The sequence below is a fragment of the Hyalangium gracile genome (assembly GCF_020103725.1).
GTDB classification, from domain to species: Bacteria; Myxococcota; Myxococcia; order Myxococcales; family Myxococcaceae; genus Hyalangium; species Hyalangium gracile.
On the sequence record NZ_JAHXBG010000035.1, the window covers coordinates 59,118 to 84,229 of the forward strand.

The 25,112-nt window shown below is 69.2% G+C and carries 21 protein-coding genes; 2 read left to right on the top strand and 19 right to left on the bottom strand.

The window, feature by feature from the left end:
• Position 1: 1 nt before the first annotated feature.
• Genes KY572_RS42120 through KY572_RS42130 form a run of 3 tightly spaced genes read right to left on the bottom strand, consistent with a single transcriptional unit; the run spans position 2 to position 4,123 of the window.
• Positions 2-1,921, bottom strand: coding sequence for a transglutaminase family protein (locus KY572_RS42120; protein WP_224249418.1), 1,920 nt, complete (start codon positions 1,919-1,921; stop codon positions 2-4).
• On the bottom strand, positions 1,918-3,126 hold the full coding sequence (locus tag KY572_RS42125; protein ID WP_224249419.1) for a DUF58 domain-containing protein: 1,209 nt from the start codon (positions 3,124-3,126) through the stop codon (positions 1,918-1,920). Before KY572_RS42125 ends, KY572_RS42120 begins: the two co-directional genes overlap by 4 nt.
• A gap of 10 nt (positions 3,127-3,136) precedes the next feature.
• On the bottom strand, positions 3,137-4,123 hold the full coding sequence (locus KY572_RS42130; protein WP_224249420.1) for an AAA family ATPase: 987 nt from the start codon (positions 4,121-4,123) through the stop codon (positions 3,137-3,139).
• Positions 4,124-4,235: 112 nt separating this feature from the next.
• Between KY572_RS42130 and KY572_RS42135 the strand changes: the two genes are divergently transcribed.
• Positions 4,236-6,242: a lysyl oxidase family protein gene (locus KY572_RS42135; RefSeq protein ID WP_224249421.1), complete on the top strand. Its 2,007-nt coding sequence runs from the start codon at positions 4,236-4,238 to the stop codon at positions 6,240-6,242.
• A 69-nt stretch (positions 6,243-6,311) separates the two neighbouring features.
• Here KY572_RS42135 and KY572_RS42140 read toward each other — a convergent pair whose 3' ends face one another.
• From KY572_RS42140 to KY572_RS42150, 3 genes are all read right to left on the bottom strand, one after another.
• Complete coding sequence (locus KY572_RS42140; protein WP_224249422.1) at positions 6,312-6,821, bottom strand: RNA polymerase sigma factor; 510 nt, start codon at positions 6,819-6,821, stop codon at positions 6,312-6,314.
• Positions 6,822-6,926: 105 nt separating this feature from the next.
• Positions 6,927-8,570: a sigma 54-interacting transcriptional regulator gene (locus tag KY572_RS42145; RefSeq protein WP_224249423.1), complete on the bottom strand. Its 1,644-nt coding sequence runs from the start codon at positions 8,568-8,570 to the stop codon at positions 6,927-6,929.
• 70 nt (positions 8,571-8,640) lie between these two features.
• A complete protein-coding gene (locus KY572_RS42150) occupies positions 8,641-9,777 on the bottom strand; it encodes an alpha/beta hydrolase (RefSeq protein WP_224249424.1) in 1,137 nt (378 codons plus the stop codon).
• Positions 9,778-9,935: 158 nt separating this feature from the next.
• Between KY572_RS42150 and KY572_RS42155 the strand changes: the two genes are divergently transcribed.
• Positions 9,936-10,322 carry a hypothetical protein gene (locus KY572_RS42155; protein WP_224249425.1) on the top strand — a complete coding sequence of 129 codons (387 nt, stop codon included), beginning with the start codon at positions 9,936-9,938 and terminating at the stop codon, positions 10,320-10,322.
• Positions 10,323-11,467: 1,145 nt separating this feature from the next.
• Here the strand turns inward: KY572_RS42155 and gspN are convergent.
• From gspN to gspD, 13 genes are read right to left on the bottom strand one after another with little or no spacing between them, the layout of a single operon-like run.
• On the bottom strand, positions 11,468-12,478 hold the full coding sequence (gene gspN, locus KY572_RS42160; RefSeq protein ID WP_224249426.1) for a type II secretion system protein GspN: 1,011 nt from the start codon (positions 12,476-12,478) through the stop codon (positions 11,468-11,470).
• Positions 12,479-12,482: 4 nt separating this feature from the next.
• Positions 12,483-13,055 carry a type II secretion system protein GspM gene (gene gspM / locus KY572_RS42165; RefSeq protein WP_224249427.1) on the bottom strand — a complete coding sequence of 191 codons (573 nt, stop codon included), beginning with the start codon at positions 13,053-13,055 and terminating at the stop codon, positions 12,483-12,485.
• A gap of 2 nt (positions 13,056-13,057) precedes the next feature.
• Positions 13,058-14,650 carry a pilus assembly protein PilM gene (gene pilM, locus KY572_RS42170; RefSeq protein WP_224249428.1) on the bottom strand — a complete coding sequence of 531 codons (1,593 nt, stop codon included), beginning with the start codon at positions 14,648-14,650 and terminating at the stop codon, positions 13,058-13,060.
• Position 14,651: 1 nt separating this feature from the next.
• Entirely contained in the window at positions 14,652-16,016 is a 1,365-nt protein-coding gene (locus tag KY572_RS42175) for a type II secretion system minor pseudopilin (RefSeq protein ID WP_224249429.1), read from the bottom strand.
• Complete coding sequence (locus KY572_RS42180) at positions 16,016-16,687, bottom strand: type II secretion system protein GspJ (protein ID WP_224249430.1); 672 nt, start codon at positions 16,685-16,687, stop codon at positions 16,016-16,018. The genes KY572_RS42175 and KY572_RS42180 overlap by 1 nt, the downstream gene beginning before the upstream one ends.
• Positions 16,684-17,571: a prepilin-type N-terminal cleavage/methylation domain-containing protein gene (locus KY572_RS42185; RefSeq protein ID WP_224249431.1), complete on the bottom strand. Its 888-nt coding sequence runs from the start codon at positions 17,569-17,571 to the stop codon at positions 16,684-16,686. Before KY572_RS42185 ends, KY572_RS42180 begins: the two co-directional genes overlap by 4 nt.
• Positions 17,568-18,284 carry a pilus assembly FimT family protein gene (locus tag KY572_RS42190; protein WP_224249432.1) on the bottom strand — a complete coding sequence of 239 codons (717 nt, stop codon included), beginning with the start codon at positions 18,282-18,284 and terminating at the stop codon, positions 17,568-17,570. The genes KY572_RS42185 and KY572_RS42190 overlap by 4 nt, the downstream gene beginning before the upstream one ends.
• Complete coding sequence (locus KY572_RS42195; protein ID WP_224249433.1) at positions 18,281-18,712, bottom strand: type II secretion system protein GspG; 432 nt, start codon at positions 18,710-18,712, stop codon at positions 18,281-18,283. The genes KY572_RS42190 and KY572_RS42195 overlap by 4 nt, the downstream gene beginning before the upstream one ends.
• A 28-nt stretch (positions 18,713-18,740) precedes the next feature.
• The gene (gspG, locus tag KY572_RS42200) at positions 18,741-19,172 is read right to left on the bottom strand and encodes a type II secretion system major pseudopilin GspG (RefSeq protein ID WP_224249434.1); all 432 of its coding nucleotides are present in this window, start codon (positions 19,170-19,172) and stop codon (positions 18,741-18,743) included.
• A gap of 55 nt (positions 19,173-19,227) precedes the next feature.
• On the bottom strand, positions 19,228-19,380 hold the full coding sequence (locus KY572_RS42205; RefSeq protein ID WP_224249435.1) for a hypothetical protein: 153 nt from the start codon (positions 19,378-19,380) through the stop codon (positions 19,228-19,230).
• A 14-nt stretch (positions 19,381-19,394) separates the two neighbouring features.
• Complete coding sequence (gspF, locus tag KY572_RS42210) at positions 19,395-20,651, bottom strand: type II secretion system inner membrane protein GspF (protein ID WP_224249436.1); 1,257 nt, start codon at positions 20,649-20,651, stop codon at positions 19,395-19,397.
• Positions 20,652-20,688: 37 nt separating this feature from the next.
• The gene (gspE, locus tag KY572_RS42215; RefSeq protein WP_224249437.1) at positions 20,689-22,506 is read right to left on the bottom strand and encodes a type II secretion system ATPase GspE; all 1,818 of its coding nucleotides are present in this window, start codon (positions 22,504-22,506) and stop codon (positions 20,689-20,691) included.
• Positions 22,503-25,112, bottom strand: a complete 2,610-nt coding sequence (gene gspD / locus KY572_RS42220) for a type II secretion system secretin GspD (protein WP_224249438.1) — start codon at positions 25,110-25,112, stop codon at positions 22,503-22,505. Before gspD ends, gspE begins: the two co-directional genes overlap by 4 nt.

The window sequence follows — 25,112 nt, forward strand, 5'->3', positions numbered from 1 at the left end:
CTCAGGGCTCCTGCCGGAGGACTCGCTCGAGCTCGGTGGTGAGCGTCCCCAGCGTGGCCGGATCCACGGCCCCACCTCCATAGCGGGCCTGGCGGTAGCGGGTGAGGAACTCCTCGGCGACGGCTCCGGCGCGCGCTCCTCGCGAGGCGCGCAGGCGGTGGAGCAGCTCCTCATCCGTCTCCGTGGGGCCGGGGACGAGGTCCGCGCCTCGCTTCATCGCGCGGAGGTAGCGTGCGTAGGCCGCCGCCAGGCCCGGATCAGCCCCCCGCATGGCCTGGCGAACCTTGGGCGCCCGCCCGAACCGGTACCGCTTCAACAGGCGCCACACCACACCGACAGCCACGACGAGCCAGGTCAGCGGGTGGTTCGCCACGTCGGCCAGCACCTCCAGGGGAGACTCCAGCAGACGCGCCCATCCCCGGCGGAGCGCGGAGGAGAAGGCCTGCCATGCGGCGCCCAGGGTCCCCGTGGACTGCTGGGCCTCGAGCTCCTCCCGGCTCTGCCAGGGCGTGGGATCGAAGGCGACGAAGCGCCCTTCTTCCGGGAGATACACCTCCACCCAGGCGTGAGCGTCGCGCTCGCGGATCAGGAAGGCGTCGGAGAAGGGGTTCTTCTCCTGGGGCACGAAGCCTCCCACCATGCGCGCGGGGGTGCCCAGGGTGCGCAGGAGCGCCGCCATCGCGCTCGCGAAGTAGGTGCACCACGCGGGCCGGCGCTCGCGGATGAGCACGGCCAGGGGGCTGCCCTCTCCACTCAGGTCCACCGAGAGCGAGTACAGGTGCTTCTCACGGAACCACTGCTCCAGCGCCTCGGCGCGGGCCCGGGGCGTGGTGGCGCCGCGGGTGAGCTCCAGGGCCAGGGGGAGCAGCTCGGCCCGCAGCGGCTCGGGGAGCGCCGTGAGGGCCTCGCCCGGAGGCGGCTCCGCCGGGAGTTGCTCTCGCGGCTCGTGGCGCAGGGTGAGGGTGGTGCCTGTCCTTCCTTCCCCGCGCAGCACCCAGCCTCCAAGCACCTTGGGCGCAGCGCCCGCCACCGAGCGAATCCCGGCCGGAGCGGGGAGGTAGGGGCGCAGCGCCTGCAGCAGCGTGAGCTCGGTGGAGCGCAGCGGCTCGTCTGGCCTGGGAGGCACCAGGGGGAGCAAGGTCTGCTCGAGCGTGCGAGAGGTCGTCCACCGGGTACCATCGAAGGTGTCATACACGGTCGTCCGCAGCCGCTCCGGGCGGTCGCCCCTCAGCTCCATGAGGAGCCTGCCGGTGTCGGGCATCCGGCCCCTGCGCTCGAGGGAGATCTCCGACTGCATGGATGCGCCCGAGAACCGGGGCGCATTCTGCGCCAGCCGGAAGACCATGTCCGTCACCACGCCCTCGCTGGCTCGAACGAAGCGCAGCAGCCCGAAAGCGACGCCGAGCGTCACCAGCGCGAAGGCGCCGAACGCGAGCCCTCCCGCCAGTCCAGCCTGTCCGATGCGGCCTCGGATGAACGCGACCACCAGCAGGCTCGCGGCCATGATCCCCAGGCCCACGAACACCGTGCCGGAGCCGCGCACCGCCGCACTGAGCGCCGCCAGCAGCAGGGCATAGGTGGTGGCGTACGTCTGTCTTCCGCAGAGGCCGCAGATGGCGCTCAGGCCCACCAGGGCGCCGCACAGCGGCCCCATCACGATGGGGGGAATGGGACCGATGACGGGCCAGAACCCACTCATCGCCGCGCCCGCCGCGCCTCCCAGGATCGCCGAGATGAGCAGCAGCCGGGGCGAGTACTCCGGCTGCTTCCCCAGCATCACCAGGAGGAGCAGCAGGCCGGCCACGGGGCCGCACAGCAGCCACCGGTCGTGGGCCAGCGCGTTGAAGGCCAGCGCGGCGAGCACCGGCAGCAGCTCCGCTCCTCGCGCGAGGCGGGAGGTCCTGGCAGGCGTCTCGCTCATGGCAGCTCCACCACTTCCTCGGCAGAGAGCCCCTCGGGCCGGCGGTCGGGCCGGACGGAGAGCACCCTCACGGCGACGCCGTGCGCCTTCAGCTTGCGGATCAGCGCGGCCCGCGCCTCGTCCCAGTCCATCATCACCAGGACGACGGCGGAGAGCTTCCCGGCCTCGGGCAGCAGCGCGGCCTCCAGGGCCGTCATGTCCAGCCGATCCTCCGCCTCGAGGCACGCGAGGATCTCCAGGATGTGCTCGAAGTGCGCCAGGGCCCGGCCCGCCTGGAAGTGGAACACCTGGGAGCCGGCCGCGAAGATGTCGATGATGTACTCCTGGCGGGCGAGCACGTCCGCGATGCCCGCGGCCAGCGAGAGGCTGCGCTCGAACAGCGCGTCATCCCGAGCGGTGCGCGTCTCCACGTCCAGCACCATGGCCAGACGGACGAAGTACTCCTCCTGGTACTCCTTCACGACGAGCCGCCCCGTCCTCGCCAGCGAGGGCCAGTGGATGTCCCGGGTGCGGTCCCCCTCGCGCCACTCGCGGGTGCCGGCCAGCTCGGTGGACTCGCCGACGCTGGAGGCGATGGGGATGCCGCCGGGCTGGTAGTTGCGCCCGTGGGGCACATCGAAGCGCGCCAGCGGGGTGAAGCGCGGGTAGACGAGGAGCCGCTCCTTGCCCGGCGCCCGGCGCGGCCACTTCACCAGCGCGGAGGGAAAGAAGCTGGAGGCCTGGAGCCAGGGCAGCTCGTAGGCCCCGCGCGTGGTGCACTCCAGCGACAGCGTCACTTCCGCCTTCTCGCCGGGAGCCAGCACCTCCAGCACGGGAGGATCGCCCGCCAGCTTCAGCTCCGGAGGCAGCATGCGCTCCTCCACCACCACCTTGCGCGCGGGCCTGCTGCCTCGGTTCTCGACCACCACGCGGTAGAGCAGGGTGTCGCCCGCGGACACGGGAGGCGGCATGCGTCGCGAGAGCGTGAGCCGGGGCCGGAAGGGCAGCCCGGCCGAGATGCCCGCCACCAGCATGCCGGCGCAGAAGGAGAAGAAGGCGATCGCCGGAGGCAGGCCCCAGAGCATCATCAGCGCCGCGGCGCCCGTGGCCCACAGCATCGCCTGTCCGAGCGGCGTGAGCCACGCCCGGTAGCGGTCGCTCAGGTACCGGAGGAAGCGGTGCTCCTCCGGAGGCATGAAGAAGGACCAGCGGCGGCGGCGAGCCATGGCGAGCGGCCTAGCGGGGCAGGGGAACGGCGGAGACGATGTCCCGGGTGAGGGCCTGCTTGTCGGTGCCGGCGTACCGGGCGCGGGTGTCCAGCACCAGCCGGTGCGTCAGCACGGGGACGGCCATCGCCTTGAGATCCTCCGGCAGGACGAAGTCCCGGCCGCTCGCGAGCGCCCGCGCCCGGGCCATCCGCGCATACAGGAGCGCCCCGCGCGTGGACACCCCGAGCCGGACGCTGGCATGGCTCCGCGTCGCGTGGACGACGCGCAGCAGGTAGTCCGCGACGGAGCCCTCCATCCGCACCTCCTCCACGGCGCGCTGCAGGGCCACCACCTCGTCCAGGGTGCACACCGTCTCGAGCTCGGTGACGGGATGGCGCGAGCCCCGCAGCTCGGTGAGCAGGGCGCGCTCCTCGGCCTCGGGCGGGTAGCCGAGCGAGAGCTGGGCGGCGAAGCGATCCAGCGAGGCCTCCGGCAGGGGGTAGGTGCCGTGGAACTCCACCGGGTTCTGCGTGGCGATGCACAGGAAGGGCGAGGGCAGCGAGCGCGTCTCCCCATCCACCGTCACCTGCTGCTCGGACAGCCCCTCCAGCAGCGCGGACTGGGTGCGCGGCGAGGCGCGGTTGATCTCGTCGGCGATCAGCACGTTGGCGAAGATGGGGCCGGCCTTGAAGCGGAAGCTGCCGTCCTGGGGATTGAAGAGGGAGGTGCCGACGATGTCGGTGGGCAGCAGATCCGGAGTGAACTGAACCCGCTTGAACGTCCCGCCGATGCTCAGCGCCAGGGCCTTGGCCAGGGTCGTCTTCCCGGTGCCGGGCACATCCTCCAGCAGCACGTGCCCGCCCGCCGCGACGCAGCACAGCACCAGCTCCAGGGACTCGCGCTTGCCGCGGATGACCTTCTCCAGGTTGCCCAGCAGCCTGGCGATGAGGGTGCGAGCCTTGCCTGTCTGCTCGGTGCTGGGAGGAGGGGAGACCTGGGCGGATGCCGTGCGCATGGGCGCAGCGTAGCAGCCTGGGACGCTGCCTCCGAGAGGCCGCCCCGACCGGGAACCCGTGACAAAGCCCCCAACTCCGGGTGAACCTGAGGAAAATCCTCTGGGGGACACCTTGCGCAAGATCCTGTGCTGTCTGGGAGCGATTGCTCTCCTGCTGAGCGCCTGCGATGACGACTCGACATACGTCGGGAGCGTGACGGAGCCACCCGCTCCGGTGCGTCTGAAGCCGGGCGAGGCTGGGGAGCTGTCCCTGTCGCTGCGGAACGACGGGACCGGGACGTGGAAGACCGGAGACGTGAAGCTGGTCCTGAAGGATCAGCCGGACTGGAAGGGCACGCTCGCGCTCGAGAAGAAGACGAAGCCCGGCGAGGTGGCCACCTTCAAGGGCAGCGTCACCGTGCCGGGACAGCCCGGCCTCCACACGCTGAAGTGGACGCCCCAGCACAAGGGCACCGACTTCGAGAGCGCCATCGAGGTGCAGGTGGAGGCCTCCTGCTCGGACGGCGTCTTCTGCAATGGCGAGGAGCGCTTCGCCAACGGGCAGTGTGTCGCGAGCGCCTCGCCCTGTGACGACGAGACGGCCTGCACCGTGGACGCCTGCGACGAGCAGAAGCAGACCTGCAAGCACACGCCGACCGGCGAGTGCGCGATCTGCCAGGCGGGCCCGACCTGCACCCCCCAGTGCGATGGCAAGCAGTGCGGCGATGACACCTGCGGCGGAGAGTGCGGCACCTGTCCCTCGGGGCAGGCCTGCGCGCAGGCCATCTTCCAGTGCAAGCCCGAGGGGCAGCCGGGGACCTGTCGCTCTCCGCTGCCGCTGCTGGCGGACGGCGTCCCGTTCGTCGGAGACCACGTCATCGCCGGCGACAGCTCCGGCGGAGTCCACCAGCTGGTGCCGTCCTGCAACAGCACCAGCACCGCGGTGGAGACCGTCTACACCTTCACCCTCACCGAGCGGATGGGCATGGAGGCGCGCGTCTCCGGGCCCCACTACGACACGGTGCTCCACCTGAGGAAGAAGCGCACCGCAGACGGCGCGGCCGACTGCCTCGACAATACGCCCGCGAAGACGGTCGCGTGCAGCGACGACTCCTCGCCCCCGGGAGACTACGGCTCTCGCATCACCGTGGCGCTGGATCCGGGCACCTACTACCTCATCGTCGATGGCTTCGATGCCACCCAGGCGGGGGAGTTCAAGCTGAGCGTCCGCTTCGCCGCGCAGGGCTGCGTGCCCAAGTGCGACGGCGTGTACTGCGGCGGCAGTGATGGCTGCGGTGGCAACTGCGGCGTCTGCGGCGACGCCGAGTCCTGCGTGAAGGGCCGCTGCCTGCCGAGCCCCTGCTTCCCCCAGTGCGACGGCAAGGAGTGCGGGGATGACGGCTGCGGTGGCCAGTGCGGCTTCTGCCCCGGACAGGAGCTGTGCGTGGTGGCCACCGGCCAGTGTGACACCTTCGCGGCCTGCGACCACCTGCGCCCCACGTGCTCGCCGGGCTGCAGCGCGGCGGAGTTCTGCGGCACGGACTGCAAGTGCCACCTGGTGGGCGAGCCGCTGCCGGACCTCGTCGTGGACGAGAAGCGGCTGCGGGACGAGATCCTCTTCGACAACGTCTACGTCACCGAGAACTCCTGCGCGAAGGTGGAGGAGTGCGTGTCGGGCATCGGCAACCGCCGCGTGCTGCGCTTCAGCGTGGAGGCGGTGAACCAGGGCAATGCGACGCTCACCGTGCCGCCTCCGGCCAACCGGCCCGACCTCTTCACGTTCTCGCCGTGCCACGGCCACTTCCACTTCAGCGGCTTCGCCACCTACGCCCTGCTGGACCTGGAGGGCAACACGGTGCTCACCGGCCGCAAGCAGGCCTACTGCATGGAGGACACGCAGCGCATCGCCGCCGGGCCCCAGATCGCGTGCTCCAAGGAGTTCGACTGCGACAACCAGGGCATCCAGCGTGGCTGGTCCGACCTCTACGGCAACACGCTGGACTGCCAGTGGCTGGACATCACCGACGTCGCCCCGGGCAACTACCAGCTCCAGGTGACCCTCAACCCCGCGCGCTCCTTCCAGGAGGAGACGCTCGACAACAACACCGCCGTCGTCCCCGTCACCATCCCGGCGCCATAGTGTCCTGTTGAAACGCGGCCTGGCTGGAGGCGTGTGAGCGCCTCCAGCGGAAGCTCTGAGCCCGAGCCCTCAGGGGCGCTGGCCGCGCTCCTCGAGCACCTCCAGCGCGCGCACGCGCCCGCGGTGCAGCGAGCTCTTCACCGTGCCCTCGGGGATGCGCAGCACCTGGGCAATCTCCGGGTAGCTGAAGCCGCGCACCTCGCGCAGCCAGAGCACCTGGCGCTGCAGCTCGCTCACCTCGTGCAGGGCTGCCCCGAAGTGCCGCTGCATCTCCTCGCCCACGGCCTGGGCCTCCGGAGAGGTGGGCTCCTGCGGCTCGTGGCTCAGCCGCTCGCGGCGCTTGCGCGCCCGCAGCCAGTTGATGCTGCTGTTCACCATCACACGGTGCAACCACGTGGTCCACGCCGCCCGCCCGTTGAAGCCCTCGGGCTTGCGGGCCAGCCGCGTGAACACGTCCTGCACCACATCCTCCGCGTCATCGGCGTCTCCCACGATCCGCCGCGCGATGGCCAACGCCCGTGTGCGATGCTGACGGTAGAGCTGGGAGATGTGGGGGAGCCCGGCGACACCGGCGACCATGACATGCCTCCTCGTGCCCCCGCATAGGGGGCCTGGGGCATGAAACGCACGAGCGGCTCAAAGGTTCTGTCCCCCTTGCCGCACCGCGCGGTGTCGGTGGGAGGCCTACTCCGTCTCCTCATCGCTCTTCGTGAAGCCCCACTCCCTGAGACGCTTGAAGAGGGTGGAGCGTGCCAGGCCCAGCTCCTTGGCCACCTTCTCCTTGTTGTTGTTGTGGCGGCGCAGGGAGGCCTCGACGATCTGTCGCTGCACGTGCTCCATCATCTGATCGAGGTTGAGCCCGGCGGGGAAGTCGAAGGAGAGGCTGGAGGCGGCGGAGGGGCCGCGGCTGTACTCCTGGTCGAAGGAGATGTCGCCGGTGTCGATCTTCGGGCCCTTGCGCAGCAGCAGGGCGCGGTGGACCACGTTGCGCAGCTCGCGGATGTTGCCCGGCCAGAGGTGCGCCTGGAGCTTCTCCACGGCGCCCTGGGTGAGGTTCACCGTCTGGCCGCGGGGCGCGTAGGTGCGCACGAAGTGCTCGGCCAGCAGGGCGAGGTCCCCCTTCCGGTTGCGCAGGGGCGGCAGCATCAGGGGGATGACGCAGAGCCGGTAGTAGAGGTCCTCGCGGAACTTGCCCTCGCGCGCGGTGGCCAGCAGATCGCGGTTCGTCGCGGCGACGAGGCGCACGTCCACGTGGGTGGGGCGGCTGGCGCCCACGCGCTTGATCTCCCCGCTCTCCAGCGCGCGCAGCAGCTTGGCCTGCAAGTCCAGCGGCAGCTCGCCGATCTCGTCCAGGAAGAGGGTGCCGCCGTGGGCCTCCTCGAAGGCGCCCTTGCGCGCGGTCTGGGCGCCGGTGAAGGCGCCCTTCTCGTGGCCGAACAGCTCGCTCTCGATGAGCTCCTTGGAGATGGCGGCGCAGTTGACGGGGATGAAGGGCCGCTCCGCGCGGGTGGAGCAGACGTGGAGCGCCTTGGCCACCAGCTCCTTGCCGGTGCCGGACTCGCCGAGGATCGTCACGGCGGCGGAGGAGGGGGCCACCCGCTCGATGAGCTCGATGAGGTGCCGCACGGACGGATCATTGCCGATGATGCCGTGGAAGGAGGAGTCCTGCCGGCCCTGGGACTGGGGCTCGAGGATGAGCTCCGTCTCGCCCACGCGCAGGGTGGTGTTCAGCGGCACCTCCACCTCGAAGATGCGCGCGCTGCCCAGGAAGGTGCCGTTGGTGGAGTTCAGGTCCACCACGTGGAAGAGGCCGTCCCGGCTCGTCACCTTGAGGTGCCGGTTGGAGATGAACCGGTCCTGGACGACGATGGTGTTGGACGCCTCCTTGCCGATGGTGAAGGCGTCCTGGGTGAGCTCGTGGACCATCTCGGTGGCGCCCTGCTTCACGCGCAACTGGGCGGGCTGGCTCTCGGCCTCCAGGCCATCCCTGGCCTGGACGTCCGTGCGCCGGCTCACGGCGGTGGGGCCTTCCTTGTCTCCGCCGCCCCGCTCGCGGAACACCGCGCGCCACTGGCCCAGGGTGATGTCCACGCCGTCCGACAGAGAGGCCTGCTTCACCGACTTGCCGGCCACCCGGGTGCCCTTGCCGGACAGGTCCTCCAGCCGGCAGCTCTTCCCGTCATAGAGGAGGGCCACCTGCTGCCGGCTGACCTCCGGATCCGGAATGACGACGTCGCTGCGCTCGCCACGGCCGAGCACCACGCGCTCCTTGTCCACCGCGAACCTGAGCACTTCCTCGCCACGTCGAAAGAACACCAACTCCGGCATGCCGGCCTCCAGCAGAGGAACCAGGGCGGCTTTACACGACAGGGCGTCGTTCCATCAACATCTCAACGCATCAAGTGGGGACGGAGGCACCCGCCGGGACAGGTAGGGTCTGGCTGGAGGACTGCCAGGGGAACAGGTAGCGCAGGGGGATGTGCACCCGGGCGGCCCAGGAGGACTCGGTGTGCCTTCCGCCCTTGTGGGCGTAGTAGTACAGGTCCTTGCCCTGCTCGTAGCCGCGGGCCTGCAGCACGTCGCGCATGGCCTGGGTGGGGGTGAGCGGATCCCGGTTCGTGCCCGCGTCGATGTAGAACTTCACCGGCACCTTCCAGGGCGCCGTCTCCATCTGGCGGACGAACTCCATCCCGTTCCACATGAAGGAGCTGGAGAGGCAGGCCACCTTGGAGAAGACGTCGGGGCGGCGCATGCCCAGGTAGAAGGAGACGAGGCCTCCCAGGGAGGAGCCCATCAGCGCGGTGTCCTCGCGGCCGGGCAGGGTGCGGAAGTGGGCATCCACCCAGGGCTTGACGGTCTCGACGAGGAAGCGCCCGTAGAGATCGGCGCCTCCCGTCCTGCCGGAGGGCGGGCCTGGGGTGTACTCGAACACGCGGCCGGTGCCCACGTTGGAGACGGCGACGATGATGATCTCGTCCATGAGCCCCCGCGAGACGAGCGCGTGGCTCGTCTTGTCCGCGCCCCAGGACACCCCGGTGAAGGAGGTGGCGTCCTCGAAGGCGTTCTGGCCGTCGTGCATGTAGAGCACGGGGTAGCGCTTGAGGGGGTTCTCCGCGTAGCTGGGGGGCAGGGAGATGATGAGGGTGCGCCGGTTGCCGAGCTGGGGGGAGTAGAAGTCGTGCACCTTCTGGAGGGTGCCGACGGGGGGGCCGAAGAAGGGGTACACGTCCTGGGTGGAGCCCGCCCGGAGCTGATAGTTGCCTCCGACGGACCAGCCCCGGTCCTCGAGGAGCGGCTTGAACTCCATCACGCGCGAGGTGTGCGGCCAGACGTAGGTCCAGACGTGACCTTGCGACCAGGAGGTCTCGCGCCCGGTGCTCCAGGACAGGGGACGCCCGCTGCCCCGCACGGCGATGCGACGGCCCCAGCCGGTGTCGTAGTGGATGCGGATGATCGACGCGCCCTGGGGCAGCCGGCCGCGCCCTCCGCGTCGCTGCCCCCGAGTCTGCTCTCCGCCGTCCCCACGCTCAGCCACGAAAGTTCCTCCCGATCCCCTGTCACGCTGCACGGGGCAGATAACCGGAGCCAGGCCGTGGCGCCTCAGGAAAGTGGGCGTAATTCCGGAAGAAGTTTTCTGGGGAAGATCCGGCGTGCGCGCCGTTCACCGAGGTGACTGTCACAAGGAGGCACGCAATGAAGACGCTGCGCATGAAGGTGCTGGGCTCGTGTCTGGGGCTGTCGCTGGTCGCCTGCGGTGGGGCGGAGACGGAGCCTCAACCCCAGGAGCCGGCTTCGGGAGAGCGCGAAGTCAGGCAGATGGTCACGTGCTACGCGTACCTGCTGGATGGCCCCAACTTCTCCGGCGCGCAGCTGGCGCCGTTCCCGGTGACGGCGAGCCCACCGGCGTGCGTCAACCTGCCGTCGACGTCGAACAACCGCACCTCGTCGTTCCGGTTGGCCAACTGCCCGGCCATCTTCTACGACGGCCCCAACTGCACGGGCGCCTCGTTCGGCGCGAACACGAGCGGCACCATGCCCGTGTGGTTCGACAACCTCGCCACGTCCGTATACTTCCCGTAAGGGGCGGGCCCTTCTTCCACACGGGCACCTCACAGGTCGGGCTGGCACGTGTAGGGCGTGTCCGAGTCGGCCTGCGCGCAGCGATAGCCTTCGCCGCATGCGGCATGGGTCTGCGGGTCGCAGGAAGGCCTGCATGCCCAGCCGTCACAGCTCATTCCGGTGGGGCAGGGAGGGGAACCTCCTCCACATGGCTGGATGCACTCCATCCACATGTGTCCTGGCTTCGCCCGGTCATATCGCACCTGGCACGCGCTTCCCGCGGAGCAGGGTGTCTGCTGGCAATCGGCTCCATGGACGACCACGCACTGCGAGGCGCCTTGGTTGTCCTGGATGCAGTGCTGACCCGTGGGGCAGCCGCGCATTTTGCATGTTGGCAGGCACACGGGTTCGGGAATGGTGTTCGCGCAGAAGAAGCCCTCAGGACAGGCGTTCGCCCTGTCCTTGTGACAGGGCCGGGCGCACCAGCCCTCCTGGCCACCGCAGATGAGGTCGGCTGCGCACGCCGCGTTCTTGTCGAGCGTCAGTGCCAGGCATCGTTCACCTTCCTGGCGGCTGCCCGCGGGGACGCAGAAACCCACCAGCGGCCCGCCACCCTCCGAGGCGATGTCCCGGCACACCTGGCCCTCGGGGCAATGCATCTCCGTGGTGCACTGACTGTCGGAGCAGTACCGCGCGGGAATTCGCGTATCCCAGACGCAGCCGAGAGGCGCCTCGCAGGCACGGTCAGGCCCACAGTCGCGGCGGTAGGTGCCCAGCCGCGTGCGTGCCTCGGTATCGAGCACGGGGCTGCGTTGCCGGCCTCCCGCCGCGGTCGCGGGTCGCAGCAGGTGGCCCAGCAGCAGGATGAGTGGCAGCGCCAGGAGAACTCCCGCGAAGCCCGCCAGGACTACGCGCCGTTCTAGCCGCACTTGTCTCGGCACTCCTTGGAGTTCTCCCTGCCGTGCGCACAATAGCGCTGCACTTCCTCGGGAGAGCAGCGCCTGCGGACAAGCTCCAGCGAGTCCTTGTGGGCAGCCCGATCGACCCGACCCTCCTTACCGAATTCAGAAGGGCAACCCGTCATCATCGTGAGGGCCAGCAAGCCAGTTCCTACGTGCTTCCAGTGCATGGCTCCCTCCCGAACCGTTGCCACCTGGGGGAGGGCTTCAGCGCTTGCCCAGGAAGGAGAGCTTGCCGAGCGAGCCGCTCAGGCGGCCCGAGCGGAACTTCGGATCCTCCTTGTCCGCCGGGAGGATGGAGAGCCCCAGCCCGGCCGTGCCCAGCGACTTCACCAGCTCCGGCTCGACGCGGATCTTCACGTCCATGGCCGGCTCGCTGTACTGGAAGCGCCTGGCCAGCTTCACCGTGCCCGTCCCGCGCACCTCCAGCTGATCGCCGCCAATCTTCAGCGCCTCCACCGTGCCCAGGCCCTTCTCGAAGCGGATCAGCGCCGTGAGCTCTCCCACCGGGACGCGCGGCAGGCCCCCGGGGAACGCCAGCGCCACGAGGCTGCCCTTGCTGGCCATTATCGAGCCATCCACGCTCCCCTTGAGCAGCAGGTCCCTCCCCTCGAGCGACAGCTCCCCGTCCGCCTGGGACAGGTCCGGCTCACCCGCGCGCCCGTTGGCCCCTGGCGTCATCGGCATCGTCAGGTTCAGCACGCCGCTCAGCGAGCCTTCCAGGTCCAGCCCGGTGAAGTTCCTCAGGTTGCCCTGGGACGCATCCAGCTTGTCCAGCTTCACGCGGATCCGGTCCCCACGGGCCCCCGCGCTGCCCGAGAGCTGCCCGCCCAGCGCGTCCGCCTGGAACGCGACTCCCGGCGGGAAGAGGGTGGGGCGCAGGAAGAGCGAGTCGACGATGAGCGCCTCGCCCAGCTCCGCCGGCCCCAGCATGCGCGCCGTGTCCGGATCCCCTGTCGTCAGCGCCGCCGTCGTCTCGCTGCTGAGCGGCGCGGGCGGCTGGCTGATGCGCACCCCCTTCGCCGTCAGGCCGATGAATCCCGGCCGCAGCGAGTCGATGCGCACCACGTAGCCCGACTTCAGCGCCTCGGTGGCGATGCGCGCGCGCAGCGCCCCGTACGGGAACGTGAGGAAGAAGCAGAGGATGAGGGCGAACAGCGAGAAGGCGCTGTAGCCGAGGACGATCTTCCAACGGGCGGTCTTGCTCTGGGTTGCCATGGCGTCACTGCTGCGGCTGAGGCTGAGCCGGCTGCTTCAGCTTGTAGGTGGCGACGGTGGCCCACGCCGTCAGGGTGTCGGAGGCCGGGCGGGGCTCGATGCGCAGGTACTTCACCTTGACGATCCCAGGTCCGCTCTCCACGGACCGCAGGAAGTCGGTGAGCTTGCGCAGATCCACGTCCGTGAAGGTCAGCTCCATGCTGCTCTCGAGGATCTTCCCATCCCCGATGCCCACGTCGCCCTTGGGCGTCATGTTCGGCACGTCCAGGCCCGCCGCGGTGGCCTTGTCCGAGACGTAGCTGAGCAGCCGCACGTCGTTGTTGGACAGCTGCGCCTCGATGGCGTTCCGCGCCGAGGTGGCCTGGTTGTAGCTGGCCGCCAGCTCCTGCACCTGCTGCAGCTTCGCCAGCTTCTCCTGCGTCCGGCGCCGGTGCGTGTTGGCGCTGCTGGAGAAGGAGTACAGCGTGAGGAAGAGGACGAAGACCAGCACCGCGGCTCCCGCCACCGTCACCAGCCGCTTCTCTCGCGCGCTGAGCTGCTCGAAGCGCGCTCTCAGATCATTGAGGAGTTGTCTCATGGCTAGGTCTCCGCTCCGGACTGGTCGGGGCACGCCACCTGGATGTCGAGGCGGAAGGTCACCTTCGTCCCGTCCCGCGTCTTCTCCACCTTGCCCGGGTTGACCTCCCGGAAGCAGCGGTGGCTCTTCAGGGAGGTGGTCAGCGTGTCGATCTCCTTGGAGCTGTTCGTCTCGCCCTGGAGGATGATGCGATCCATGTCGATCTGGATGCGCTCGAGCTTCACCGGCACCTCCGGGGAGATCTTCTGCGTCACCTCCGCCAGGAGGTTCACCGCGCTCATCTTCGGCAGGGCCGCCGCCGGGCTCTCCACGCCCCGGAGCATGTTGATCGCTCGGTCATAGTTCGTCTCGCAGTTGCCCAGGATGTTCTTCGTGGTGCTGCACAGCACCGCGTCCACCTTGGCCTCGTTGCGCGAGAGCACCGAGTTGCGCACCACGCCGCTGGCGATGAGCAGCAGCAGCAGCGTGGCCGCGAAGGAGGCCAGCAGCCCCACCTTGTCCTTCACGTAGTCGAAGTCACCCTTGAAGGCGAAGTCGCCCCGGCGCAGGTTGAAGCGCGGCGCCTTGGCGCCCGAGGCCTGGCCCCGCAGCGCCAGCGCGTACGCCTGCGCCGCGGACGGGTGCGCCTCCGCGGGCACCACTCCGCTCGCCTCGTTGGGCAGCGCCAGCACCCGCGTCCGCAGGTGCAGATCCCGCTCGAGCTGCTCGGCGATGCCCTTCAGCCGCGACGTGCCGCCGCACAGCACCAGGGCGCCCACCTGTCGCTTCGTGCGCGCGGTGAAGGACTTGAAGGTGGGGCGCAGCTCGCGCAGCACCGGCTGCAGGCCGCGCACGAAGGCGGCCGCGGCGCGCTCGGAGTCCGGCCCCTGGGCCGTGGCCGCGCTGGCCATCGCCCCGTACGTCTCCTTCCACTGGTGCGCCTCGCCTAGCGGCGTCTGGAACTCGGCGGCCAGCGCGCGGCTCAGGTCCTTGCCGCCACCGGCGAAGGTGCGGGCGAACTCCACCCCCACGCCCGGACGGCCGATGGCCACCGTGGTGCGCTCGTGGCCGATGTCCACCACCGCCACCGCCTCCGCCTCGGCGAGGCCGTCGAAGACCGCGGGCGTCTGGAGGAAGAGGTTCTGGTACGTCACGCCCGGGTGGGTGATGACGCGCGGATCCAGCTTCAGCTCGGCGAGCAGCCCCATCAGCCAGGTCAGCTCCTCCTTGCGCACCACGCCCACCAGCACGTCGCTGCTCGTCTTGTCCTTCTGGCCGACCACCTGGTAGTCGTAGACGGCCTCCGACAGCTCGAAGGGCAGCTGGCTCTCCACCTCGAAGGGGAGGGCGGCCTCCAGCCGCTTCGTGTCCACGAAGGGCATGGTGAAGGCGTGCGTCATCAGCGTCATGCCCGGCAGGGCGACGATGATCTGATCGGCCGGCATCGGGTGCTGGGTGAGCAGCTCGTGCACGGCGGCGCGCAGCGTCTCCGTGCGCTCGCCCTCGCCACGCCGCACCTCGGCGTACGCCTTGGTGGTATAGCCGCGGATTGTCGACTCGAACAGGACACCCTTGACGGAGTAGCTGCCGAGATCGAGGCCAAGAATGCGGGCCATGTTATTCCTCTCTCCAATACAGAATCCGGCCGAGCGAGTCGTCGAGCTTGATGACGGCGGTGAGCGTCTTCTGCACGCTGCCCGCCTCGCCCACGGCCTTGATGGTGAATGTCTGGCTCTTGTCGCCGACGAGCCGGTTCTGGGCCGCGTTGGCCTTGATGCTCGGGTTGATGGCGATGCCCGCGGCCTCCACCACGCTGACGAAGTCCTGCACGGACATGCCGAAGAAGCTGAACATGCGCGCGGAGCGGATGCGGGTGATGAGCTCGTTGATGAACACCGGATCCTGCAGCCGCGGGTCCGGGCGCGCCGGGTCCGCCACCGAGAGGATGGCCATGTACATCATCATCGGATCGTCCGTGTTCACGTTGGGCCGTGAGTTCACGTCCGGGTACACGGTGAGCCGGTCCCGGAAGGCCGCCATGAACATGTCCGTCACGCCGTGCACCCGGTACAGCTCGTCCAGGCTGTCGAAGCGCGCGTTCTTCGCCTCGTAGCGCGGGTCGAAGCGATCGTAGTTGCCGTCCTCCGGCGCGAAGCCCGAGGCGAACGGGTTGACGGGATCCGCCAGGTTGATGGCCGACTGCACCTCGTCCTCGTCCGCCCAGTCCCTGAGCGCGATCACCACGTCCTGCGGCGTCACTCGCACGCGGTTGGCGTCGTCCCGGTTGAAGATGAACTCGAAGCGCTTGTCGTTGAACATGTCCATCATGCGCGCCGCGGTGGGCAGCGCATCCGTGGCCAGCGAGGCCAGGCGGTGGACGTTGAGCTTCTCCTCCTCGTCGTTGATCGTCGACAGGAAGCAGCCCTCGAAGCCTCCGAACGAGCGCTTCAGCGGCTGCTCACCGAAGGCCGCCGCGCCCCGCTCGTCGTCATCCATGGTGAAGTTGTCGTCCTGGGGCTCCGGCTCGTCACGCTCCTTGTCCCCCTCGCCGGTATCGCTCTTCACCATCCCCTTGAGCATGTGGCAGTCCACACGCGCCAGCTTCCAGAGCTGGATGTTGAGCGAGGAGGCGGGCTGCTGCTGCTGGCCGCCCGCGGGGGCCCCGCCGGTGAGCTGCTGCAGCAGGCCACCCAGGTTGGGGATGGGCGTGCTGTCCACCTGCTTCTGGAAGCGCATCAGCAGGCGCCCCAGGGCGACGCCGGAGCGCGCCATGTAGTAGGCCCGCACCTCGTCGCGCTGGTTGGCCGCCAGCTGCAGATCCACCCGCGTGTTGTAGGCGAACTCGGTCGCCACCACGGTGAGCAGGGTGATGGAGATGATGGCGATGATGAGCGCCACGCCGCGCGTGCGGCGATCGCGGCCGGTGGGCGGGAGCGGGCGGGCGGAGCGGCGCCGGGCTGGCTGGGAGAAGAACTTGCGCATCAGAACCTCGGCAGCTCCGTGTTCAGCATGATACGGGCCTGGGTCGTGTAACGCGCTTCCTTGCCATTCTCGTCCAGGGCCACCAGGGTGATGCGCACGCGCGTCGGCAGGAAGGCCTTCTTCTCGGGCCGGCGCGTGTCCCACTCGTCCTCCCACTCCTTGCGCTCGGAGTCCCAGTACTCGAACTCCAGCTTCTTCACGCCCTCGAAGAGGATGTCCGTGGTGCCGCCGCGGTCCATCCGCTCGCCGATGTTGGGGTTCACCCGCCGCTTGAGGTCCTGGCGGCTCTTGGAGCCCTTCTCCGTGGTGGTCTCCACGAAGTACTCCACCACCGCCTGGTCGGACTCCTTCGAGTCCGTGTACAGGCGCTGGTGCGCGAACGTGGTGAAGAGCAGCCGGTCATTCTCGCCCACGAAGTTGGTGGGCCGGTCGTTCTGGTCCCGGTAGCGCTTGGGATCGTACCGGTCGCTCACGAAGGCCGAGCCGATCTCGCGCGCCATGCGGTTCATCGCCACGCGCACCATGCGGTAGTGCTCGGCCTCGCCTTCCACCAATTCCTTGGCGCGGAAGCCCGTCTGGAAGGCCATGGCCACCACCGTGCCCATCAGCGCGGTGATCGCCACGGCGACCATCACCTCCATCAGCGTGAAGCCCTGGCTCGCGCGCTTCATTGGGTGGCCTTTCCGCCGCGCGGCCCGAAGATGCCGCCGCCGCCGGGCGGACGGAAGTTGCTGCCCGGGCTGGTGGGGTTGTTCATCCGGTTGAGCCACTCCATCCGGTTCATCAGCGGCTGGCGCGTGTTCGGGTCCAGCATCTGCCCGTTGGGGCCCTGGAGGGGGTTGGCCACCACCATGCCCGTGGCCGGGTTCACCCACTGGTTGGACGTCTCGGGCGGCTGCTGCCCGGTCGCCGCCGCCGCCGCCGCCGCCGCCCCGCCGTTGCGATCCGAGCCCGGCCCGAGCGACACCACGTGCGTCACCAGGTCGATGCTCTCCACCAGCTTGCCTTCCTTCCAGGTGACGGTGAGGTGGACCTCACGCACCGACTGGGTGAGCTGGTCGATCATCTGCTTGAACATGGGCTGCGCCATGCCCGCCATGCCGGCCATGCCTCCGGCCGCCGGCACCGGGCCGCTGCCTCCGCCCTTGCCGTCCGCGCCGGCCCCGCCCCCGAAGAGGGAGGACAGCCCGCCCAGGTCTCCATCCGTCTCGCCGATGGGCAGGTTGAAGATGGCGCCGATGAGCTGATCGGGCGACACGCCGTCCGTCTTGGGGGCGATGATCTTCGCGCGCCACTTGAAGCCGGGCCAGCCCTCCTCGGAGAAGTCGCCGGACTCCTCGTCGTCGTCGTTGGAGAAGCCCTTGTCGTAGAGCTCCTGCTCCAGGTCCGTCATCTTCGAGCGGGCCAGGAGCGAAGCCACCGTGAGGTGCTTGGAGTAGACGTGGTTGGCCACCGCGCCGGAGTTCAGGTCGAAGATGGCCATCAGCGCCAGCGCCAGGATGGCGAGCGCGACCACCGTCTCCAGCAGGGTGAAGCCTCGGCTCGTGTTCCTCATGAGCGCGGCACCTCCAGCTCCTCGTCCACCACGCTCACCTTGCCGGTGAGCGGGGAGATGGTGAGCGTCCACACGTTGTCGCCCTGGCGCACGTACACCTGGGCCTTCTCCGTGTACCCCTGAGGGAAGAAGTAGAGGTAGGCCACGCCCTGATCCACGGCCTTCTTCTGCTGGCGCGTCCACACGGAGAGGGACACGTTGCTCGGCAGCTCGCGCGGCGCCACCTCCTCGCCAGTGTAGCTGGAGAAGCGCGCGGCCTGCTCCACGCGGTGCTGCTCCTGCTCCATCAGCTCCTTCAGGCCCGGCGCCCCGCTGCCGCTCTGGGTGAAGTTGCGCCGCTCGTCCTTGCCGCGCCTCGCCTCGTCCTCGCGCGAGAGGTTCTCGTCCTTGAGCGCCCCCTCGCGATCCCGGGCGGTGGTGACGGCGCCCTCGGCGCACTCGGCGTGGTAGCGCGAGGCATCGTCGCTCTTCGGATCGGCCAGCTCGAACACCAGCCGGCACGTCTTCCCCGAGAGCGCCGCCGTCTCGTAGAGCGAGCGGATGACGCCGGCCAGCTCGCTCGTCGTCGCCTTGGCCTTGCTGCCGGTGATGGCGCCCACGCCCGTCACCACGGCGGAGAAGAGCACCGCGGCGATCAGCAGCGCGATGCAGATCTCGATGAGCGTCAGGCCGCGCTGGGCGCGACGCGAGAGCGGGGCAGGGGAGTGTCTCATCGCCGGGGCCTCACGAGTCCACCGCTGGAGATGTCCGCGTCCTCTCCCTGTCCGCCCGGCACGCCGTCAGCGCCGTAGGAGATGACGCCCGTGCGCTCGTTGTTGAACTGGTACAGGTACGGCCGGCCCCATGGATCCACGGGCACCGAGTCGATCACCCGCCCCTTGATGAGCGGCGTGAAGCCCTCTTGCTCGGAGGGGAAGCGCCCCATGGTGCGGTGGTAGACCTTGAAGAAGCCCTCCATGCGGCGGATCTGCTCCATGGCCAGGCGCTGTTTGGGCCCCAGGCTGTGGTCCGTCGTGATGTACGCCAGCCCGAAGGCCATCGCGGTGGCCAGCAGGCACACGATGATGACCACGTTCCTCCCCGTCCGGGAGGGACGCGTCGCCAGCTGGGGGCTCTGGGAAGAGGCGTGGTCGGCCATCATGGGACAGGTCCTCGCGTTCGCGTGCCGACTACTTCTGGGCGTTGCCGGAGCCCAGGCTCTTGGACGAGATGTCCGCGTCGTTGCCCTCGCCGCCGGAGGTGCCGTCCGCGCCGTAGGAGATGATGACCGGCTTGCCGCCCTCGTTCATGTAGACGTACTCGTTGTTCCAGGGATCCCTGGGGATCGCCTCGAGCGCCTGCATGTCCACCAGCCCCTTGAGGCCCGTGCCCGTGTCCGGGTAGTTGCCCTTCTTCGTGTAGTAGAGCTTGAGCGCGTTCTGGATGTTCTTGATGTCCAGCTCCGCGCGATCCCGGCGGGCCTGGTTGAGCTGAGGAATGACCGCCACGCCCACCGCCGCGGCGATGAGGCCCAGGATGGTGATCACCACCATGATCTCGATCAGGGTCATGCCGCGGCTGCGGCGGCGCTGCTGCTTCCGCTTCGTCATCGTCTGGTCCATCGTCTCCCTCGATTGACTTTCTGGCAGGGCCCCTGGGCCCCGCCGAGCCTTTGTGTCACGGCACGCTCTGGGTGGTCTCCACCGCGGGCCCGCGCGCCTCGGAGTCCGAGGCATAGAGGACCACCCCCACGGCCAGCAGGGTCGCCGCCAGGGCGACCATGGCCGCCAGGGTGACGCGTTGGATCCACCGGTCGAGCGTGTCGTTCATCGCCTTCTCTCCAGTTACCGGATGACCGAGTTCACCTGCAGGATCGGCATCAGGATCGAGAAGGCCACGAATGCAATCACCGCGCCCATCATCACGATGAGGATGGGCTCGAGCAGCGAGGTGAGGGCGCCGATGCGCACGTTCACCTGCGTCTCGTAGCTGTCCGCCACGGACACCAGCATGTCCTCCAGCTGGCCGGAGCGCTCACCGATGGCGACCATGTGGTACACCAGCGGCGGGAACTGCCCGGAGCGCTTGAGCGGGTTGGAGATGCTCTCGCCCTCGCGGATGGAGTCGCGCGCCTTCTCCACCACGTCCGCCAGCACGGAGTTGGTCATCACCGCCTTGACGATGTCCATGGCGGCCAGCAGCGGCACACCGCTCTTGAGCAGCGTGGCCAGGGTGCGCGCGAAACGCGAGATGGCCAGCAGCCGCACCAGGCTGCCGAAGACGGGCGCCTTGAGCGCGAACTGGTCCCACTTGGGCTTGCCGGCGGGGCTGCGGAAGTACGTCACCGCCGCGACGATGGACAGCGCGATCCCCGGGAAGATGATGAACCACCAGTCCTGCAGCGCGTTGCTGAAGGCGATGAGCATCTTCGTGGTGATGGGCAGCGGGGCGCCCGTGTCCGTGAAGATCTTCGTCACCTTGGGGACGACCACCGTCATCAGCAGCACGAGGATGCCGCCGCCCACCACCATCATGATGGCGGGGTAGAGCATGGTGCCGACGATCTTCTGCCGCAGCCGGGCCTGGCTCTCGGTGAAGTCGGCCAGGCGCAGGAGCACCGTGTCCAGCGCGCCCGAGGCCTCGCCGGCGCGCACCATGTTCACGTAGAGCGAGCCGAACACCTTCTGGTGCTTGCCGAGCGCGTCCGCCAGCGAGGAGCCCTCGTTCACGCGCTGCTTCACGTCCGACAGCACGCGCTTGAGGCGCTCCTTCTCCACCTGGTCCACCAGGGCGGTGAGCGACTCCACCAGGGTGACGCCCGCGCCCAGCAGCGTGGCCAGCTGGCGCGTGGTGATGGCGATGTCGTCGGTGTTGATGCGCCCACCGGCCAGCTTGCGCAGGTCGATGTCGCGCGCGGCCACCGCGGCGCCCGAGCCCTTCATCACCGCGCCGCGGCTGCCCTCCGCCTGGCCCAGCACGTCCGTGAGGAAGATGCCGTCCTTGCGCAGCTGCGCGCGCAGCGTCTTGGGGGACTCCGCCTCGAGCAGGCCCTTGACGGTCTTGCCCGCGGTATTCAGACCTCTGTATTCGAAGACCGGCATGGTGACTCACCCCAGCCCCTCCCAGGAGGGGCGGTGGCTAGATGTCCTCCTGAGTGATGCTGAGGACCTCGGCGATGGTCGTCTCTCCCAGGGCCACCTTGCGCGCGCCATCCTCCAGCAGCGTGCGCATGCCCTTGCTCATGGCGGCCTTCTTGATGGTGGACGCGTCCACGTTCTTCAGCACCAGCTGGCGCACGTCGTCGTCCACGAGCAGCAGCTCGTAGATGCCCGTCCGGCCGCGGTAGCCGGAGCGGTTGCAGTTGGGGCAGCCGGCGGCCTTGTAGATCTTGTCCACCCCGTAGCGCTCCTTGAGGGAGGCGCGAGTGTGGGTCAGCTCCTTGAGCTCGTCGTCCGTGGGCGTGTACTGGACGCGGCAGTCCGGGCACACGCGGCGCACCAGACGCTGCGCCAGGATGGCCGTCAGCGACGAGGCCACCAGGAAGGGCTCCACGCCCATGTCCACCAGACGGGTGACGGCGCCGGCCGCGTCGTTGGTGTGCACCGTGGAGAACACCAGGTGGCCCGTGAGGGACGCCTGGATGGCGATCTCCGCCGTCTCCTTGTCGCGGATCTCGCCCACCATGATGACGTCCGGATCCTGGCGGAGGAAGGAGCGCAGCCCCTGGGCGAACGTCAGCCCGATCTTCGGGTTGATGGCCATCTGGCCAATGCCCTTGAGCTGGTACTCCACCGGGTCCTCGACGGTGAGGATGTTGAGGTCCGGGGTGTTGATCTTCGACAGGGCGCCGTAGAGCGTCGTCGTCTTGCCGGAGCCGGTGGGGCCCGTGACGAGGATGATGCCGTGCGAGCGCTTGATGACCGCTTCCATCCCCGACAGCGTGTGCTGGGCCATGCCGATCTCGGACAGGTCCAGCAGCGTGGACGTCTTGTCCAGCAGACGCATGACGATGCGCTCGCCGTGCGAGGTGGGGATGGTGGACAGACGGATGTCGATGTCGCGGCCGGCCAGCTTGATGCGGATGCGGCCGTCCTGCGGCAGGCGCTTCTCGGCGATGTTCAGCTGCCCCATCACCTTGACGCGGCTGACGATGGAGTTCTGGTAGCGCTTGGGCGGCTTGATGATCTCCTGGAGGACGCCGTCCACCCGGAAGCGCACCATCAGCTCGCGGTCCATCGGCTCGATGTGGATGTCGCTGGCGCGCTCCTTGGCGGCGCGGAAGAGCACGGAGTTCACCAGCCGGATGACGGGCGCCTCGTCGTCCGTGTCCAGCAGGTCCTTGGGCTCCTCCAGCTCATGGGCCAGCGAGTCCAGGTCCGTGGCCTCCATCTCGTCCACGAGCTGCTCGGCCTCGTTGATGGACCGGTCATACACGCTGTTGATGGCGTCCACGATGGTGGAGGCCAGCGCGATGCGCGTGTCCAGCGAGGCGCCCAGCAGCATGCGCGCGTGGTCCATCGCCGCGGTGTCCAGCGGGTCGGCCACCGCGATGGCGATGGAGTCGTCCTTCTGCAGCGACAGGGGGATGATCTTCGCCTGCTTGGCGAAGTTGATGGGGACCTTCTTCACCAGCTCCGGGTCCACCTCCTCCACGAAGATGCGCTGGAGGTAGGGCAGATCCAGCTGGAGACCGAGCGCCTTGGCCACGTCCTCCTCGGTCGCGGCCTTGATGCCCACGAGCACCTCGCCCAGCCGGCCGCCCTTCTCCGCCTGCGCGGCGAGCGCCTCCTGGAGCTTGTCCTCGGGCAGGCCCATGGTGACGCGGAGGATCTCTCCGATCGGGCGGCCGGACAGGAAGGCCGGGCCGTTGGAGACGACCTGGGTGGCGTCGTTGCGCGGCGGGACGGCCTCGGTGGGCTGGGCAGCGGTGGGGGTGGCGTCGGTCGTCACGTTCATGGGGTTCTCATCCCCTCACCAGCCGTATCCGGCTGGATACGCAGTCTCTCGGGGGATTCAGGCGGGGGCACTGATCCCTCCGAACCCTGGGGAGGCGGCGGGACTTCCCGCACCTCCGTTCCCGTCTCCACCGCGGGTGCGTCCCCAGCCGGCGGCGCGCTCGGTGCGGTCTCGGTAGCCGCCCCTCCCGGAGCGTCGGCGGGCGCCTGGCCGCCTGGCGACGGGGCGACGGGGCGCGTGGAGCCCTGGCCGCTCGGCTTGATGACGCGCTCGCCGGGGCTGCCCGGGCCGCCGTTCTCCACCCGCTGCTGCTCGCGCAGCATGGACTGGTTCATGCGCGACAGCGGGCCCGGCTTGCGGCTGAAGTCCACGGCCACGTCGTAGCCCGGCACCTGGCCGTAGAACTCCTCCACGAACTGCTGCCGCTCCCTCATCTTGCGCTCGAAGATGGCACGGAAGTCCGACTGGTCCTTGATGATGTAGGGCGTCAGGAACAGCAGCAGGTTGGTCTTCGTCTTCTTGCGCGTCGTCTGGCGGAACAGGTGGCCCAGCAGGGGCACGTCTCCCAGCACCGGCACCTTGGCGACCGACTCGATGGTGCGGTCCTGCATGATGCCGCCGATGACGACCGTCTCCTGATCCTTGGCCACCACCGTCGTCTTCGCGCTGCGCTTGGAGGTGGTGGGGCCGAGCACCGGATCGCTGGAGGCGATCTCCTCCGTCTGCTCGGTGATGACCAGGCGGATGAAGTCGCTCTCGTTGATCTGCGGCTTGACGGTGAGCTTCAGCTCCACGTTCTGGCGGGTGATGGGGGCGAACAGCGAGCCCAGGCCGCCGAGGCTGCCGAGCAGGGAGTTGGTGCCGGTGGTGCCGGTGGTGCCGGTGCCCAGGCCGCCCAGGCCGCCCAGCGAGCTGGGCGAGAAGCCGGCCTGGAAGGGCACGTTCTGGCCCACGGTGATCTCCGCCTCCTCGTTGTCGCTGGTGAGGATGTGCGGGGTGGAGAGCACGTTCACGTCCGAGCTCTGCTGCAGCGCGTGCAGCACCACGCCGAAGGCGGGGATGTCGATGCCCAGCTTCTGCAATTCGGGGATGACGGGGCCCTGCAGGCCCGCCAGGAAGCCGCCGAAGCTGGCCAGGTTCGCCAGCGAGAACGAGGGCGGCAGGCCCTGGCTGGTGTACTTGGTGCCGAACAGGCCCGGCACCGCGCCCTGGTCCGTGTTCAGCTTGTAGCCGCTGTGGAAGTTGATGCCGAACTCGGAGTTGCGGTCCAGGTTGACCTCCATGATGACGGCCTCGACGAAGACCTGGCGCCGCGGGATGTCCAGCTGCTCGATGACGCGGACGATGTTCTTGAAGTCCGACTGGCTGGCGACGATGACCAGCGCGTTGGTGGACTTGTCCGCGGAGATCTTCACCTCGCCGGAGAACAGCTCGGCGGCCACCGTGGGGTTGCGGATGCCACCGCCCGGGGGCGGCTGCGGGGTGGGCGTGCGCGGCCGGTTGGCGGTGCCCTGCGCCAGCGACTGCAGCGTGCTGGCCAGCTCCTCGGCGTCCGCGTTCTCCAGCGGGTAGACGTTGATGCGGCCGCCCGACTCGGTGGGCACGTCCACCTCGCGGACGATCTGCTGGATGCGCTCGAAGGCGGCGGGGCTGGCCACGATGATGAGCTTGTTGGTGCGCTCATCCGGGATGATCTGCGACAGCGTCACCGCGCCACCGCTGTCCTGCCCGCCGGCGGCGGCGACCTCGCCCGGAGGCGCGCCCGGGGAGACGCTGGGCACGAAGCCACCGGTGCGCTGGCCCGGGCGGGACTTGGCCTCGAAGAGCTTCTGCACCGTGCTGGCCACCTCCTGCGCGGTGGCGAACTGCACCTGGATGACGCGCAGCTCGTCGCTGGAGGCGCGCGTGTCCAGCTGGTTGATGATGCGCTCCAGGCGGTGCATGTTGGAGCCCACGTCGTTGACGATGACGGTGTCCGGCGGGTACGGGATGGTGTCGCCGTCCTTGGAGACCAGCTGCTGGAGCACCCCGCGCAGCGGCTCCACCTCGACGTAGCGGATCTTGAAGAGCTTGGTCACCATCTGCTCGTTCGTCGTGTACGGCGTCTCGCCGTCCACGATCGTCGGGATGGGGTTCTGCTTGGCCGAGCGCTTGTCGACGATCTTCAGGAAGCGGCCGTGCGGGTAGACGGCCAGGCCGTTGGAGTCGAGCGCGGCGAGGAACGCGGCGTAGAAGGAGTCCGCGTCCACCTCCACCCGCCCGTTCTCCGGGCCGATGATGGAGATCTTCCCGCGCACGTTCTCCGGGAGGATGAACGTCTTGCAGGTGGCGTCCGAGACGGTCTGCACCAGCTTCTCGATGTCCACCTTGTCGAAGTAGATGCCGTAGCGGGCGCGGCGGCGGGCCTCCTCGCAGGTGGGCGTGGTGCGCCCCTCCGCCTTCGGAGCGCCTTCGCCGCTGGCGACGACGCCAGGAGCGGGCTGCGGGTTGATCTGTCGGTCCCCTTGAGCAGGGGTGCCAGCGGGCGGCGGGCGGCGCTGCGCCAGGGCGGGCGAGGAAGCCAGCGCAAGGCAAAGCAGGAGCGACCAGGGCGAGAGCGTCTTCAT

Coding starts and splice junctions, on each gene's coding strand:
- KY572_RS42120 (WP_224249418.1), bottom strand. CDS start 1,921: ATGAGCGAGACGCCTGCCAGGACCTCCCGCCTCGCGCGAGGAGCGGAG.
- KY572_RS42125 (WP_224249419.1), bottom strand. CDS start 3,126: ATGGCTCGCCGCCGCCGCTGGTCCTTCTTCATGCCTCCGGAGGAGCAC.
- KY572_RS42130 (WP_224249420.1), bottom strand. CDS start 4,123: ATGCGCACGGCATCCGCCCAGGTCTCCCCTCCTCCCAGCACCGAGCAG.
- KY572_RS42140 (WP_224249422.1), bottom strand. CDS start 6,821: ATGGTCGCCGGTGTCGCCGGGCTCCCCCACATCTCCCAGCTCTACCGT.
- KY572_RS42145 (WP_224249423.1), bottom strand. CDS start 8,570: ATGCCGGAGTTGGTGTTCTTTCGACGTGGCGAGGAAGTGCTCAGGTTC.
- KY572_RS42155 (WP_224249425.1), top strand. CDS start 9,936: ATGAAGACGCTGCGCATGAAGGTGCTGGGCTCGTGTCTGGGGCTGTCG.
- gspN (WP_224249426.1), bottom strand. CDS start 12,478: ATGGCAACCCAGAGCAAGACCGCCCGTTGGAAGATCGTCCTCGGCTAC.
- gspM (WP_224249427.1), bottom strand. CDS start 13,055: ATGAGACAACTCCTCAATGATCTGAGAGCGCGCTTCGAGCAGCTCAGC.
- pilM (WP_224249428.1), bottom strand. CDS start 14,650: ATGGCCCGCATTCTTGGCCTCGATCTCGGCAGCTACTCCGTCAAGGGT.
- KY572_RS42175 (WP_224249429.1), bottom strand. CDS start 16,016: ATGCGCAAGTTCTTCTCCCAGCCAGCCCGGCGCCGCTCCGCCCGCCCG.
- KY572_RS42180 (WP_224249430.1), bottom strand. CDS start 16,687: ATGAAGCGCGCGAGCCAGGGCTTCACGCTGATGGAGGTGATGGTCGCC.
- KY572_RS42185 (WP_224249431.1), bottom strand. CDS start 17,571: ATGAGGAACACGAGCCGAGGCTTCACCCTGCTGGAGACGGTGGTCGCG.
- KY572_RS42190 (WP_224249432.1), bottom strand. CDS start 18,284: ATGAGACACTCCCCTGCCCCGCTCTCGCGTCGCGCCCAGCGCGGCCTG.
- KY572_RS42195 (WP_224249433.1), bottom strand. CDS start 18,712: ATGATGGCCGACCACGCCTCTTCCCAGAGCCCCCAGCTGGCGACGCGT.
- gspG (WP_224249434.1), bottom strand. CDS start 19,172: ATGGACCAGACGATGACGAAGCGGAAGCAGCAGCGCCGCCGCAGCCGC.
- KY572_RS42205 (WP_224249435.1), bottom strand. CDS start 19,380: ATGAACGACACGCTCGACCGGTGGATCCAACGCGTCACCCTGGCGGCC.
- gspF (WP_224249436.1), bottom strand. CDS start 20,651: ATGCCGGTCTTCGAATACAGAGGTCTGAATACCGCGGGCAAGACCGTC.
- gspE (WP_224249437.1), bottom strand. CDS start 22,506: ATGAACGTGACGACCGACGCCACCCCCACCGCTGCCCAGCCCACCGAG.
- gspD (WP_224249438.1), bottom strand. CDS start 25,112: ATGAAGACGCTCTCGCCCTGGTCGCTCCTGCTTTGCCTTGCGCTGGCT.